This window comes from Tsukamurella pseudospumae, assembly GCF_001575205.1.
Taxonomy (GTDB): Bacteria; Actinomycetota; Actinomycetes; order Mycobacteriales; family Mycobacteriaceae; genus Tsukamurella; species Tsukamurella pseudospumae.
In genome coordinates this window covers 84288-97873 of record NZ_LSRE01000016.1, presented here as the reverse complement: position 1 = coordinate 97873, position 13586 = coordinate 84288, and the positions used below count along the sequence as shown (strand labels likewise).

General features: G+C 68.7%; 11 protein-coding genes. 9 read left to right on the top strand and 2 right to left on the bottom strand.

Translation table 11 applies throughout. From position 1 onward, the window contains the following. From AXK61_RS13550 to AXK61_RS13515, 8 genes are all read left to right on the top strand, one after another. Positions 1 to 468, top strand: a 468-nt coding sequence (locus AXK61_RS13550; RefSeq protein ID WP_156485665.1) for an IS30 family transposase, incomplete at its 5' end; no start/stop codon positions are given. A 25-nt stretch (positions 469 to 493) separates the two neighbouring features. Continuing rightward, the gene (locus AXK61_RS13545) at positions 494 to 2704 is read left to right on the top strand and encodes a penicillin-binding transpeptidase domain-containing protein (protein WP_156485664.1); all 2211 of its coding nucleotides are present in this window, start codon (positions 494 to 496) and stop codon (positions 2702 to 2704) included. A gap of 41 nt (positions 2705 to 2745) precedes the next feature. After that, complete coding sequence (locus AXK61_RS13540) at positions 2746 to 4050, top strand: protein kinase domain-containing protein (RefSeq protein WP_068745786.1); 1305 nt, start codon at positions 2746 to 2748, stop codon at positions 4048 to 4050. A 20-nt stretch (positions 4051 to 4070) separates the two neighbouring features. Then, positions 4071 to 4949 carry a protein phosphatase 2C domain-containing protein gene (locus AXK61_RS13535; protein ID WP_231855541.1) on the top strand — a complete coding sequence of 293 codons (879 nt, stop codon included), beginning with the start codon at positions 4071 to 4073 and terminating at the stop codon, positions 4947 to 4949. After that, on the top strand, positions 4946 to 7450 hold the full coding sequence (locus AXK61_RS13530; RefSeq protein WP_068745782.1) for a serine/threonine-protein kinase: 2505 nt from the start codon (positions 4946 to 4948) through the stop codon (positions 7448 to 7450). Before AXK61_RS13535 ends, AXK61_RS13530 begins: the two co-directional genes overlap by 4 nt. 89 nt (positions 7451 to 7539) lie before the next feature. Continuing rightward, a complete protein-coding gene (locus AXK61_RS13525; RefSeq protein ID WP_068745780.1) occupies positions 7540 to 8562 on the top strand; it encodes a serine/threonine-protein kinase in 1023 nt (340 codons plus the stop codon). Between the two features lie 59 nt (positions 8563 to 8621). Then, on the top strand, positions 8622 to 10052 hold the full coding sequence (locus tag AXK61_RS13520; protein WP_068745777.1) for an acyl-CoA synthetase: 1431 nt from the start codon (positions 8622 to 8624) through the stop codon (positions 10050 to 10052). 33 nt (positions 10053 to 10085) lie between these two features. After that, the gene (locus AXK61_RS13515; protein ID WP_082789341.1) at positions 10086 to 10598 is read left to right on the top strand and encodes a lipoprotein LpqH; all 513 of its coding nucleotides are present in this window, start codon (positions 10086 to 10088) and stop codon (positions 10596 to 10598) included. A 6-nt stretch (positions 10599 to 10604) separates the two neighbouring features. On the opposite strand, the gene AXK61_RS24980 is transcribed toward AXK61_RS13515, so the two are convergent. After that, complete coding sequence (locus tag AXK61_RS24980) at positions 10605 to 11480, bottom strand: LysR substrate-binding domain-containing protein (RefSeq protein WP_068745773.1); 876 nt, start codon at positions 11478 to 11480, stop codon at positions 10605 to 10607. 108 nt (positions 11481 to 11588) lie between these two features. Here AXK61_RS24980 and AXK61_RS13505 point away from each other — a divergent pair, with 108 nt between their 5' ends. Then, a complete protein-coding gene (locus AXK61_RS13505) occupies positions 11589 to 13037 on the top strand; it encodes a malate:quinone oxidoreductase (RefSeq protein ID WP_082789345.1) in 1449 nt (482 codons plus the stop codon). Here AXK61_RS13505 and AXK61_RS13500 read toward each other — a convergent pair. After that, complete coding sequence (locus tag AXK61_RS13500) at positions 12938 to 13567, bottom strand: pyridoxamine 5'-phosphate oxidase family protein (RefSeq protein ID WP_068745769.1); 630 nt, start codon at positions 13565 to 13567, stop codon at positions 12938 to 12940. The two genes, AXK61_RS13505 and AXK61_RS13500, sit on opposite strands and share 100 nt — an antisense overlap. Between the last annotated feature and the right edge of the window lie 19 nt (positions 13568 to 13586).

Below are 13586 nucleotides of genomic sequence, written 5' to 3'. Positions count from 1 at the left end.
GAGGGTGATCTGATCGTGGGGAAGAACGGTAAGACTGCTGCGGCGACGCTGGTGGAGCGGACCAGCCGCTACACCTTGATCCTCGGGCTGCCCGGCGGGAAGCACGCGGACGGTGTCGCCGACGTGCTCATCGACCACCTGGCAGGTCTGCCCGCGTTCATGAAACAGGGCCTGACCTGGGATCAAGGCACCGAGATGGCCGAGCATGCGTCGGTGACCGTCGCCGCGGACCTGCCGATCTTCTTCGCCCACCCGCGGTCGCCGTGGGAGCGGCCGACGAACGAGAACACCAACGGGTTGATCCGTGAGTACCTGCCCAAGGGCACCGAGATCACCGATCATCAGCCCTACCTGGACTCCATCGCCCGCGAACTCAACGAACGCCCCCGAGCCTGCCTCGGCTTCCGCACACCCCGGGAGGTGTTCGAGAAACTACTACTGACCAGCGCTGTTGCTTCCACGAGTTGACATCGCCACCCTTTCCGTAGGCGGGTTGAGTATTCAGGCGGGGGAGTTCACCCGGACGGTGTTCATCGTCGCGATCGGAATCGTACTTTCGGCGATCGGCGCGGCCCGAACGGCGGGGACCGAATCCCCCTACGCCTCCCGCCGGTCGTGGATCCTCGGAATCTGTTCGCTCGGATATCTCGCGGTCCTCGCGATCGTCGATTCGGGACCGTTCCTGATCACGTCGGTGGGTCTGGTGATCGTCGCGGACGCGGCGTTCGGTGGGCGCGCGATCCTGGTCAAGGCCGGCCGCTGGTTGCGCCGTCCCATCGGCGCCGTCGCCACCCTCGTAAGCGCCGTGGTGATCGTCGTGGGCGCAAGCAGGATCGACGACCTCACCACCCGGATTCCGGGCCGGATCCTGAGTCTGTTCGCCCCCAACAAGCAGATGGCTGCGGGCTTCGAGGCGATGCAGCACGGTGGCTTGATCGGTTCCGGGATCGATACCTCGCCATTCGCGCGGGGCGTTCCGGTCGGCGAGTCCGATCTGCTTCCTATGGTCTTCGCGGCGGATGCCGGATCGGCGGTGATGGCCGCGGTGGGGGTACTCCTCGTGGGTGTCCTGGGGGTCGCGGCGATCCGGCCGCTCTTCCGGGACGGACCCTGGGGCGTCATCGGTGCCGCGGTCGGGGTCATGGTCCTGATCCAAGCGGCGTGGGCACTGCTGGCGAATGTCGGCATCGTGCCGCTCACCGGGCTCGGCGTGCCGTTGCTCGTGGTGATGTTTTCGGCGCTGACGTCGTCGGCCTTCGCGGTGGGAGTGTGTCTCGGTCTGGCGCCCGGACCGGACGCGGTCGTGCAGCCGCTTGTGGGCGGACGCGCGAGGCTCGCGCGGACCGTGACGGCTCTGCGACGGGCGACGCAGGTGGTCGTCGTCGCGGCGTCGTTGGTGCTCGCCCTGGTTGTTCCTCCGGTGGCCAACGCGACGCAGATCTACATGCCGCGCGGCCAGATCCGTACTCTCGACGGAGCCGTGATCGCCGGGACCGGAACCGACGGCCGCCGGACGTACCCGGGAGGCCGGCTGTATACGGAGATGGGTCTCGTCCACAGGGGAGGTGTGCAGTACGCGGTCGAGGACGCGGCCGCAGCCCAGCTCACGTGCGGCGGCGCACCGTCGGTCGCGGACCGGATACTGGTGGTCGTGCGGCCCTTGCCGTGCTCGAGGGCCGATGTCGTGACGTCGATCGACTCTCGGGTTCAGGGCGCTGCGGCGCGCGCGCTGGACGGCGTCGAGGGAGCCGCCACAGTCATTGATGCGCAGACGGGGAGGGTCCACGCGCTGTACGCCACCACCGACGTCGTGCCCGATGACTTCCGCGGTAAGCCGCTCGCCGCTCTGCCACCCCGGATGGCCGCTCGGCAGGATCAGGCTGCCTTGGGATCGGTGTTCAAGATCATCACGGCCGCCGCGGCACTGATCGACGGGGTCGACATGTCCGGCGCACCGCCGTTCGAGTTCATCGCGGACGGCGAGGTTCTGCGGAACTCGGGCGACTTCACGTGCCCGTCGACCCGGATCGTCGACATGCTCGCCTTCAGCTGCAACACGACGGCGGCCTTCGCCGGAGTGCGGGTTGGCCAGAGTCGCATGGACGAGGTCGCGCGGACGTACTTCGGTGCGGGAGAAACGATTCCCTCCGACATCGGCGAGTTCGCGGTGTCCGGCATCGATCCGGGGACCGGACGGGGTGCGCTCGATGCCGCGCAGCTCGGACGCACGGCCATCGGGCAGGAGGGCTCGCGCGGCAACGTCCTTGCGATGGCGGTCGCGACGGGCATCGTCATCCGTGCGGTGACCGGAGGGCCCGGAGGCGGTATGCCGGCACCGCGGATCATCGACGGCTACTGCCGGGGCGTGGGGGCGTTCGAAGCACGAACGTTCGGATCGACGGTCGGCACGAGGCCGCTTCCGTCGGGGGTCGCGGACACGATCCTGGCGGGAATGCGGCGGGCGGTCTCCGACGGGACCGCCCGGGGGCTCAAGGCCGACGGGCGCACGGTGGCCGCCAAGACCGGTACCGCCGAGAAGCCGAACGAGCAGAGCATCAACTCCTGGGTCACCATCGTCGTCGACCGCCGGTGGGTGATCACGACGATGGTGCACGCTGATCCGGCGTCCGCATCGGCGATCCGGGTGGCCAACGGGATTCTCGGTGCGTTGCCGAAGGAGTTCCCCCCGGCACGGTGCGGCTGATCGGACGTGAACGAAGCAAGTGGCATGAAGGAGAGGCGAACGTGGACGCGAAGGTAACGCTGAGCATCGACGAGGGACCCGCGCGAGGGCGGTACGAGTACGTCGAGCGCGACACCTGTTTTCTGGGCCGCAAATCGGGGCACGCCCTCGCGATTCCGGACACCGCCGAGACCCGGAACATCTCGCGGACGCACTGCATGTTCGACATCAGTCCGCCGCTGGCCTCGATCCGTGATTTCGGCAGTCTCAATGGAACCTTCGTCAACGGCGAGAAGATCGGATCGCGTGACAAGGGGCAGACTCCCGAGGAGGGGGCGAAGCTGGACCTTCCCGTGCGCGAGCTCCGCGACGGTGACGTCGTCCGGGTCGGGCCGGTCGAGCTGCGGGTCGTGGTCGAAGGGGATCGGGGGCGGCGCACGGTCGCGTCGGCGGACGCGCAGATCCGCGACGTGTTGGAAGAGATCGACGACGGCATTGTTGCGGGCCTGCCTCGCCGGTACGCCCCGATGAGACTGCTGGGGAAGGGAGGTCAGGGCGTCGTCCTGCTCGCGAGGGACACCGTCGAGGGCCGCGAGTGTGCTGTGAAAATGATGTTGCCCACGGTCGAGGTGGGCGAGCGCGAAGAGGCTTACTTTCTGCGGGAGGTATCGGCTCTGATGTCGCTCGACCATCCGAACATCGTCAAGGGTATCGATAGTGGGGTGCAGGACGGCCGGATCTTCCTGGTTTGTGAATTCTGCTCCGATGGAAGCCTCCATGATCTGGTGGCGAGGCGTGGACCGTTGAACCCGGACGTCGCGGTTCCACTCGCTCTAGACGTGCTGGACGCCCTGGAGTACGCGCACAACCGTCGGGTGTCGGTGCCCGCGATGGGGGTGGCGAAGGGCCTGGTCCATCGGGATGTGAAGCCCGCGAATATCCTTCTCGCGAACGTCGATGGTGCTCGCAGGGCGAAGTTGGCGGACTTCGGGCTGGCCAAGGCGTTCGACTTCGCCGGCTACAGCGGTTTGAGTTTCAGCAACGCGACCATTGGCACCTTCGTCTTCATGTCGAGGCTGCAGTTCGAGAACTTCAAGTACGCCAAGCCACGTGTCGACGTGTGGGCCACCGCGGCCACGTTGTATTGGGCGCTCACCGGTGGCGATTATGTGCGGGACTTCGAATCGTTGGAACCCCACGCGATCATGAAGGCGATTTTGAACACGGATCCTGTTCCGATCCGCGCCCGTGCCGCGGAGGTGCCGGCGCGGCTGGCCGAGGTGATTGACGAGGCGCTGATCGAGGGCTCGGACGGTCGGATAGCGACTGCCGCGGAATTCGGCGCGGCATTGCGAGCGGCCCTGTGACCGACGTCGTGTGGTTCGGCATGTCCGACACGGGTCTGGTGCGGAAGACCAACCAGGATCGATTCACCGGGAACTCGACGACGGGCGTCTTCGTGGTCGCCGATGGGGTCGCGGGTGCTCCTGCGGGGGAGGTCGCGGCGCAGCAGGTCGTGGACGTTCTGCCCGGGCGGCTTGAATCACTGGACGAGCCGATCGATGGCACTCGGGTGGCGTCGGCTCTGGCGCTGCTCTCGGGCGAAGTGTCGGCTGCCGGACAGGGCACCGACCGGCAGGGAATGGGGAGTACCGCGGTGGCGATGATCGTGACCGACCGTGACGCCGTCGTGGCGCACCTGGGAGATAGCCGGGCGTATCTGTACCGCGACGGCCACGTCAGCCAGATCACCCGGGACCACACGTACGCGGAGGACCTGATCGCTTCGGGAGACGTATCGCGCGAGCGTGCCGAGAGAGTGCATGGTCTCAAAGGAGTCTCACGCTTCGTGGGAATGTCCGGCGACGCGGTACCGGACGTCACGCGTGTTCAGTTCACCGCCGGCGATCGAATGCTGGTGTGCACCGATGGCTTGACGAACATGCTCGACCCCGTGCAGATCGACAGTGTGCTCGCGGCAGCGGGGACGGCCGAGGAGGCATGTCGCAAGTTGGTCGGCGAGGCACTCCGGGCAGGCGGCGGGGACAACGTCACAGTGCTGGTCGTCGACAGGATCGTTCCCGCGATCGCCGCCGTCGATCGACTGCGCGCGGGTGTGCGTTCTCCCGCTGTGATGCCGACGGCGCTGGCGGTCGCCTTCGTGGTTGCAGCTGCAGGAGGGGTGGCTCTGGGGCGGGCCGCTCGTCGTGCGTATCGTCGCGGCCACCACGCCGCGGGTCCGATCGACGGAAGGGGCGAGCGATGAACATCGGGGATGTCATCGACGGGCGGTACGAGCTGGTTGCCCGGTTGGGGAGCGGGGGCTACGGAGTCGTCTGGCGAGTACGCCACAAGTTCCTGCAGGCGGCGGACGGACGGCCGCAGGAATCCGCATTGAAGGTGATTCACGAGCATCTCGCGGACACGCCGGATGCCGTGGCGAGGTTCGCCCTCGAAGCGAACTCCATTCACAGGCTGAATGGCCATCCGAACCTGGTGGCAGTCAAAGACTTCGGTGAGGATCGGGCGGGACGCTTCTACCTGCTGATGGAGCTGCTCATTGGGGAGGGCCTTGATGCCAGGCTCGTGCGAGGGCCGATGTCGCCGGCGGATGCTCTCCGAGTCGTGTCCGAATCCGCGGCGGGCCTGGGGTGTGCCCACGACTCCGGAGTGGTTCATCGCGATGTCAAACCGGCCAACATCTTCGTGACCGAAGGCGGATCGACGAGGGTCCTGGACTTCGGCTTCGCGCGCGCGGTCGATGCCGCGACCTTCACCGGTAGGCCCGCCACGCCCGCCTACATGGCACCGGAACAGTTCAGCCCGGACTTCGGCACCATCGGCGTTGCGACGGACGTGTACGGACTCACCTGTGTGCTGTTCGAGGCGCTGGTCGGGCACCGGCCGTTCCCCTCCGCCGGCAACGACTGGGGTCAGTGCTTCGTAGCGCACACGACGGTGCCGCGGCCGCGCGCGAGCGCGAGCGACCCCCGACTGACGTGGATCGATTCGGTCATCGCGAGGGGGATGTCGATCGACAGCTCGGATCGTTATCCGTCCGTCGCTGCTCTCGCCGAGGCAGCTCAGACGGCCTGGCGTGATTCGCCGTCGATACAGGAGGCGGGTCGACGCCCGGGGAACGTCACTGATGCCGAGCTTCGCAAGCTCCGGAAGGACGCGGCCGCTGGCAGCCCCACTGCGATGAGCGTCCTCGGCCTCGTGCTGCAGGAAGAAGGGGATCACGAGCAGGCGGAGAGATGGTTCCGGCAGGCGATCGCCGCGGGGAGTGTTTCCGCGATGGACAATCTCGGCGATCTGTTGGACGAGCGTGGAGATGTCCGGGAGGCGGAGAAGTGGTACCGGGAGGCGGTGTCCGCGGGGGATATCGACGCGATGGTCAGTCTCGGGGACCTGCTCGACGCGCGCGGAGATCGAGAGGAGGCCGAGACTTGGTACCGGAAGGCTGCGGCCGGCGCGAACCAGTGGGCGATGCACAACCTGGGTGTGCTTCTGGCCGCGCGCGGCGACGTCGACGAGGCGGAGCAGTGGTTCCGGAAGGCCGCGGCGGCCGGGAACAGCTGGGCGATGACCCATCTGGGGCGGCTACTGGCGAGTCGCAACGACGCGGTCGACGCCGAGGAATGGTTACGGAAGGCGGCTGTCGCTGGGAATCGTTCGGCGATGCGTTGGCTCGGCGACCTTCTCGACGACCTCGGTCGGACGCATGCTGCGGAGCAGTGGTACCGGAACGCCGCCCGGGAGGGAAGCGTCGCGGCGATGGAGAGTCTTCTCGACGTGATCCTCCGCGGTGTCGACTCCGAGGAGGCCGCCGGAGAACGCTTGCGGCAGTTCGCTGCCGGAGGAGATGAATGGGGACACTTCTTCCTCGGCGCGATGTTGGACGAACAGGGCGAAGTCAGTGAGGCCGAGAATTGTTATCGCGCAGCGGTTGAGGCCGGAATCGACATGGCGATGAACGATCTCGGGGTGCTGCTGGAGGACCGCGGCGACCCGGATGAGGCGGAGATGTGGTTCCGGAAGGCGGCAGAATCCGGATTATCTGAGGCGATGGTCAATCTTGGCCTACTGCTGGCGGAGAAGGCGGCATCGGAGGAGGCTGAGACCTGGTTCCGTAAGGCGGCCGAGGCCGGGGATGACGAGGCGATGGTCATCCTGGGAGATCTCCTCGCCGAGCAGGATAAGACTGTCGAGGCGGAGAACTGGTATCGGAAAGGGGCGACTGCTGGAAACGGCCGGGCGGCGACGCTTCTGGGTGGTCGCCTGGAGGAGCGAGGCGAGACGAACGAGGCGGAAGTCTGGTACCGGATCGCCGCGGCCGCCGATGATGACGACGGCATGAACAACCTCGGAGACCTGCTTGCGGCATCGGGAAAGATGGAGGAGGCCGAGAACTGGTACAGGAAAGCCGCAGCTGCGGGCAACGACTGGGCGATGGACAGTCTGGGCTCGTTGCTGGTGGCCAGGGACGAGATCGCGGAGGCGGAGGAGTGGTACCGCAGATCGGCGGTAGCGGGTAACGCCTGGGCGCAGAAGAACCTCGCCGATCTGGCGGCACGACGACGGCAGAACGCGGCCAAGGATCTGAAGGCGTTGGGCATCCGCGGTGCGGACGCGAGTGGGATGGACGGCGGTGCCGATGGTGCCGAGAAGAAGTCCGTGCGGGCTGTGCGCCCGGTTCTGCTTCGAGGCGGGCGGAGTGGGGGTACGTCGGACGGTAATCGTTCACGTCTGCGCGATGAGAAGTAGATCTGAAGGTGCCCTTCTGGCGCACTTCGAAGCGTTTGTGGAATCAGCGGGTACGACCGCGGATTGCGAGCCCTTTTCGGGAGGTTCAGATGGAAGCAGGTGAGGTTCTCGACGGCCGGTACGAGTTGCTGTCGACGCTCGGCCGCGGCGGAATGGGAGTGGTGTGGTTGGCGCGCCACCAGTGGTTGACCAACCGGGAATATGCGGTGAAGGTGATCGCCGACCACATCGTCGGCGATCCCGACGCGGTGGCGCGTTTCACCAGGGAGGCCCGAGCGATGGCCGACCTCGGCGGTCATCCCAATGTCGCGGAAGTACTCGATTTCGGCGTGGACGGATCGGGTCGGTTCTACCTGGTGATGGAGCTGCTGGCGGGGCAGGACCTGAGCGCGCTGATCGGACGTGGTCCGCTAACGCCGGAGAACGCGCTGCGCATCGTGAGCGAGGCGGCCGCTGGCCTGGCGCACGCGCACGCCGCAGGCCTGGTCCACCGCGACGTGAAGCCGGCGAACCTCTTCGTCGCCGGTGACGGCGCGGTCCGGGTACTGGATTTCGGTCTGGCACGGGCCGTGGACGGCTCGGGCACCGTCACCCGCGGAGCGGGGACGTGGCAGTACATGGCGCCGGAGCAGTTCGATGATGATTTCGGGCAGGTGAGCCCGGCCACGGACGTGTACGGATTGACCGGCGTGCTACTGCAGGCCGTGACCGGCCGACCGCCGTTCCCTGGTGCGACCTCGATGCCGCAGCTGTATGTAGCTCATACCCGTAGGCCTCGTCCTCGTCCGGGCGAGCTGGACCCGAAGTTTGCCTGGCTCGACTCGGTGATCGCTCGTGGAATGGCGATCGACAGCTCGGAGCGCTTTCAGTCCACTGATGGTCTGGCTCGCGCGGCAATGCGGGCATGGCGAGGTGACGCAGAAATGGAGTCCGCACAGCGAGCGCGCCCGCCGGAATCTCCTCCGCTGGTTAAGCCTTCGCGTCTCAAAATCGACGAGGATTACTTAAACGATGTTGGTATAACCGACTTGTATATAACGGATCTATATAAGCCGAACGGAGCCGAGTCGGACAAGGCTCAAGGGCGTCGGAAATGGTGGCACCGAAAATGATTGAGCGAGTTATTGTATGGCTGTCTCATGTTCGAGCAGTGTGAGCATAGGCTGGGACCATGCTGCTACCGCACACCGTGACCCCCGTCCCGCCCGGCTCCGACGGTGAGCCGGCCGTCACCGTCGGGGGCAGGACGCTGACGCGGACCGAGCTGATCGGTGCCACCACCGCCGTCGCCGAGCGGCTGAACGGCCTCGGCGTGCGCGGCCCCGTCGCGGTGTGGGCCGAGCCGACCCTCGCCACCGTCATCGCCATCGTCGGCGGGCTGCGCGCCGGCGTCCCCGTGGTCCCCGTCCCCCCGGACTCGGGCACGGCTGAGATCGACCACGTGCTGCTCGATTCCGGCGCCCAGGCGTGGCTGGGCGCGACGCCCGCCGACCCGCACGGGCTGCCCGCGGTCCCCGTTCGCGAGCACGCCCGCGGCTGGCACGCACTGCCGGAGCCGCCGGCCCGCGCGACCGCGCTGATCATGTACACGTCGGGCACGACCGGCGCCCCGAAGGGCGTCCCGATCCGCCGCGAGGCGATCGCCGCGTGCATCGACGGTCTCGCCGATGCCTGGAACTGGACGGCGAACGACACGCTCGTGCACGGCCTTCCGCTGTTCCACGTGCACGGGCTCATCCTCGGCGTCCTCGGCCCGCTGCGGATCGGCAGCCCGCTCGTGCACACGGGCAGACCCACGCCGGAGGCTTACGCGTCGGCGGGCGGCACGATGTACTTCGGCGTGCCCACCGTGTGGTCGCGAATCGCCCGCGATCCGGAATCCGCTGCGGCACTGCGTGATGCGCGCCTGCTGATCTCCGGTAGCGCGCCGCTGCCCGCTCCTGTGTTCGAGCGGATCCGAGAGCTGGCGGGCCACGAGATCGTCGAGCGGTACGGGATGACGGAGACTCTCATCACCGTGAGCGCGCGTGCCGACGGCGAGCGCCGTCCCGGCTGGGTCGGCCTGCCGATCACGGGCGTCGAGTCGCGGATCATCGCCGAATCGGGCGACGAGGCACCGCACGACGGCGAGTCCATCGGCGCGCTGCAGATCCGCGGCCCGATGGTCGGCACCCAGTACCTCGGTCGCCCCGAGGCCACGGCCGAATCCTGGGTCGGCGACGGCTGGTTCGACACGGGCGATGTCGCGGTCATCGACGCGGGCGGCTTCCACCGCATCGTGGGCCGCGCGTCCACGGACCTCATCAAGACCGGCGGTTTCCGGGTCGGCGCGGGCGAGATCGAGGCCGCGCTGCTGGGGCACGCCGACGTCCGGGAGGCGGCCGTCGTCGGTCTTCCGGACGAGGACCTGGGGCAGCGCCTCGTCGCGTTCGTCGTCACCGACGGAGAGCCGCCCGCCGACCCCGGCGCCGCGGCGGAGCTGCTCATCGCGTTCGTGGGCGAGACGCTGAGCAAGCACAAGCGGCCCCGCGAGATCCGCTTCGTCGACGACCTCCCGCGCAACCCGATGGGCAAGGTGCAGAAGAAGCTGCTGCTCGGCTGATGGTCCGATTCCGCGGTGTGGTGGAATTGCGCTATGACGCGATCGAAGCTTCCCGCGCTGGTGTGCGGGGCAGGGCTGTTGGCGGCCTGCTCATCGACGACAGCGGGCACGGCGGTGCCCGAGGGTGCCGGTCCCGCGCAGGCCTCGTCGGGCATTCCGACGCCCGGTCGTCCTGCGAGCGGCGGTGCGCGGGAGGGGGTTGCGAGGGTGAAGCTCGACGGCGCCGTTCCGCCGGGTGCAGAGCGGATCGCGATGGACTGCAGGGTCGCTGCGGGGAGCGTGGTCGCCAGTCCGGCCGACCCGCTGAACGCGCCCGAGTACGCACCGATGGTCTCCCTCCGCACGGGCGGTGCACCCACTACCGAGACGGTGATGTTCAGTGTGCGCGTCGGAGTCCTGCTCGGGGACAAGCCGTTCACGACCGCAGTCGACGGCGGGTCCTACGTGATCTCCGGTACCGCGAGCGGGCTCGCCGGCTCCGTGGATCAGGGCGGTATCACCCAGGTGAAGAAGTCGTTCGAGGTGCGCTTGACCTGTCCCGCCTGATCGGCCTCAGAACGTCGGGATGAAGTCGTGGAGGCGCCGGACGGCCGGTGCCACCGTCGCGGTGGCGCGAGCCAGGGCGATCGCCCGGCGGTGCTCGCCCGCCAGCGGCACCTCCACCACGTCCGACGGTGCGCGGTCGTCGTGCGGGAGGAGCGCAACGCCCAGGCCGCGCGCCACGAGCTCGCGGATCGTCGCGAACTCGGTGACCTCGACGGCGATGTCGGGCGTGAAACCGGCGGCGGCGCACCACTGCTCGGTGGCGGACCGCAGGTGGTAGCTCGCGGGGTTGGCGATGAAGGTCTCGGCGTGCAGCCGCGCGAGGGGCATTCGCTGTGCGTGCGCCATGCGGTGGCCGCGGGGCAGTGCCACCAGGATCTCCTGTGACCCGATGATCGTGTGCGGCAGCCGGTCCGGCGGCGGGATCGTCACGGCCAGATCGAGTGACCCCGTCTCGAGATCGTGCACGAGCTCGGAGCCGTGAGCCTGCTTGAGGGTCACGGTGATCCCCGGATGCGCCCGTCGGAACGCGGCGAGCAGGTCGGGGACGAGGCCCGCGCCCATGGTCAGCGGGAATCCGAACCGGACGGTGCCGTGCTCGCCGTCGGTCTCGCCGACCACCGCGTCGATCGCGATCTCCAGTTCGCGCAGCGGATCCCGGACCCGTCGCGCGAGCTCCTGACCGGCCGAGGTGAGTCGTACCGTGCGCCCGGCGTGGATCAACAGAGGTGTGCCCAGGTCGGTCTCCAGCGCGTGGATCCGCCGGCTCATCGAGGACTGCGGGATCCCGAGTGCGGTCGCGGCGCGGGTCATGTGTCCGTCGTGTGCCGCGAGCTCGGCGAGCGCCTGGAGCTGCGGGGCGAACAGGCTCAGCCATCGATCCATGATCGGATCATACCGACGCAATACTTCATTGGACGGATGAGTGACGATCGATCGATGCTGGAGCGGTACCCGATCACTCGGTACCGCTCACCGTTCAAGGAGGATCCGATGGCCACCCACTCCACCCGGGGATTCGACGCCGATGTCGTGCTGATCGGCGGCGGCATCATGTCCGCGACGCTCGGCGCGATGCTCGTCGAGCGCAGGCCCGACCTGCGGATCGTGCTGCTCGAGCGCGCCGACGCCCTCGCCACCGAGAGCAGCGGCCCGTGGAACAACGCGGGCACCGGGCACACCGGCTTCTGCGAGCTCAACTACATGCCCGATCCCACCGACGGCGCGAAGCCGATCTCCATGGCCGAGCAGTTCGGCCGGACCCGTGCCTGGTGGGACGGGCTCGTCGCGGCGGGTCGGTTGGACGGGGACTTCCTGCACGCGACCCCGCACCTGGATATCGTGTTCGGCGAACGCGATATGACCTACCTGCGGCAGCGCCACGAGACCCTGCGCACCCACCCGGCGTTCGCCGCGATGGAGTACACGGAGAACCCGGAGACGATCCGGCAGTGGGCACCGCAGGTGATGGAGGGCCGCGGTCCGGAGTCCCAGTGGGGCCGGATGGCCGCCACGCGGCACCCCGGCGGCACCGACGTCGACTTCGGCGCCCTGACTCGCGGACTCACGGCGATCATCACCGATGCGGGCGGCGAGGTCCGGTTCGGGCACGAGGTGACGCGGCTGCGCCGCACCCTCGCGGGCTGGACGGTGCGCGGCCGCGTCCCCGACGGCCGGTTCGAGATCCGCGCCCGCCGGGTCTTCGTGGGTGCCGGCGGCAAGGCGCTGCGGCTCCTGCAGAGCGCGCGGGTCCCGGAGGTGCGCGGCTACGCGGTGCTGCCGGTCGGGGCCGCGTTCCTGCGCTGCTCGGAACCCGACGTCGCGCGCCGCCTCAACGGCAAGGTGTACGGGCAGGCCGCGATCGGCGCGCCGCCCATGTCCGTTCCGCACCTGGACCGCCGGTACGTCGACGGTGCCGACCACCTCATGTTCGGCCCGTACGCCACGTTCAGCACCAAGCTGCTCAAGCGGGGGAGCCTCGCCGACTTCTTCACCACGCTGCGGCCCGGCAACCTGCACGTGATCGCGGCGGCGATGGCCCAGAACCTCTCGCTGGTGCGGTATCTGATCACCGAGCTGGCCGCCGGGAAGCGGAAGAGGTTCGCCCAGCTCCAGCGGTACTACCCGGACGCCGACCCGGCGCAGTGGGAGCTCATCGCCGCCGGACAGCGCGCTCAGCTCGTCACCCCCGACCGCCGTCGCGTCGGCGTGCTCCAGCAGGGTACCGAGCTGGTGACCGCCGCCGACGGGACCATCGCCGGCCTTCTCGGCGCGTCCCCCGGCGCGAGTACCGCGGTTCCGATCATGCAGGACCTGCTCGCGCGCTGGGGATTCGGCGAGGATCAGGAGAACGCGGCCGCGAGCGGGCTGCTCGCGAACGCCGTCAGCACCGACGCCGGAACCTCCCCGTCGGCTCCGGGCGAGGGCTCGATCGCGGTGTAGCCGGTGCGGACCGGCAGCACCCCGGACCAGCCGCCCTCGCTCGCGGACGCGCCGCCGGTCCTGTGTTTGGCGATCCAGTTGTCCGCCGTGATCGGCAGCGTGAGGACCAGCGTCGCGGCGAGTTCCTTGCGGGTATTGGCCCGCAGCTCAGCACTCCGCCCGGGGAGCAGCCCGTCGACGAACCGGTCGAGAAGCTCCGCGGCGTCCGCGGATTCGGTCGCGAGATTCCCGCGGGCCACCGCGGACCGGTAGTTCATCGAGCGGTCGAACGCGGTGTCGGCCACGACGAGCCCGTCCACGTGGGTCACGGTCAGCGCGGCCGGAGCACCCGCCGCGACCCGGCGCAGCGCGCCCGCGCCCGTCGAGCCGTGCAGGACGATGCGGTCGTCCACGCGGACGTAGGCGATGGGGACCGACCAGGGCAGTCCGTCGACCACCGTCGACAGGACGGCGACCAGCCCGTCGTCGAGCACGTCGTCGAGCAGGGCGCGGTCGCCGCCGCGGTCCGGGTACCGGGTGAGTGTCTCCATGGGACGATCCTGGCATCGA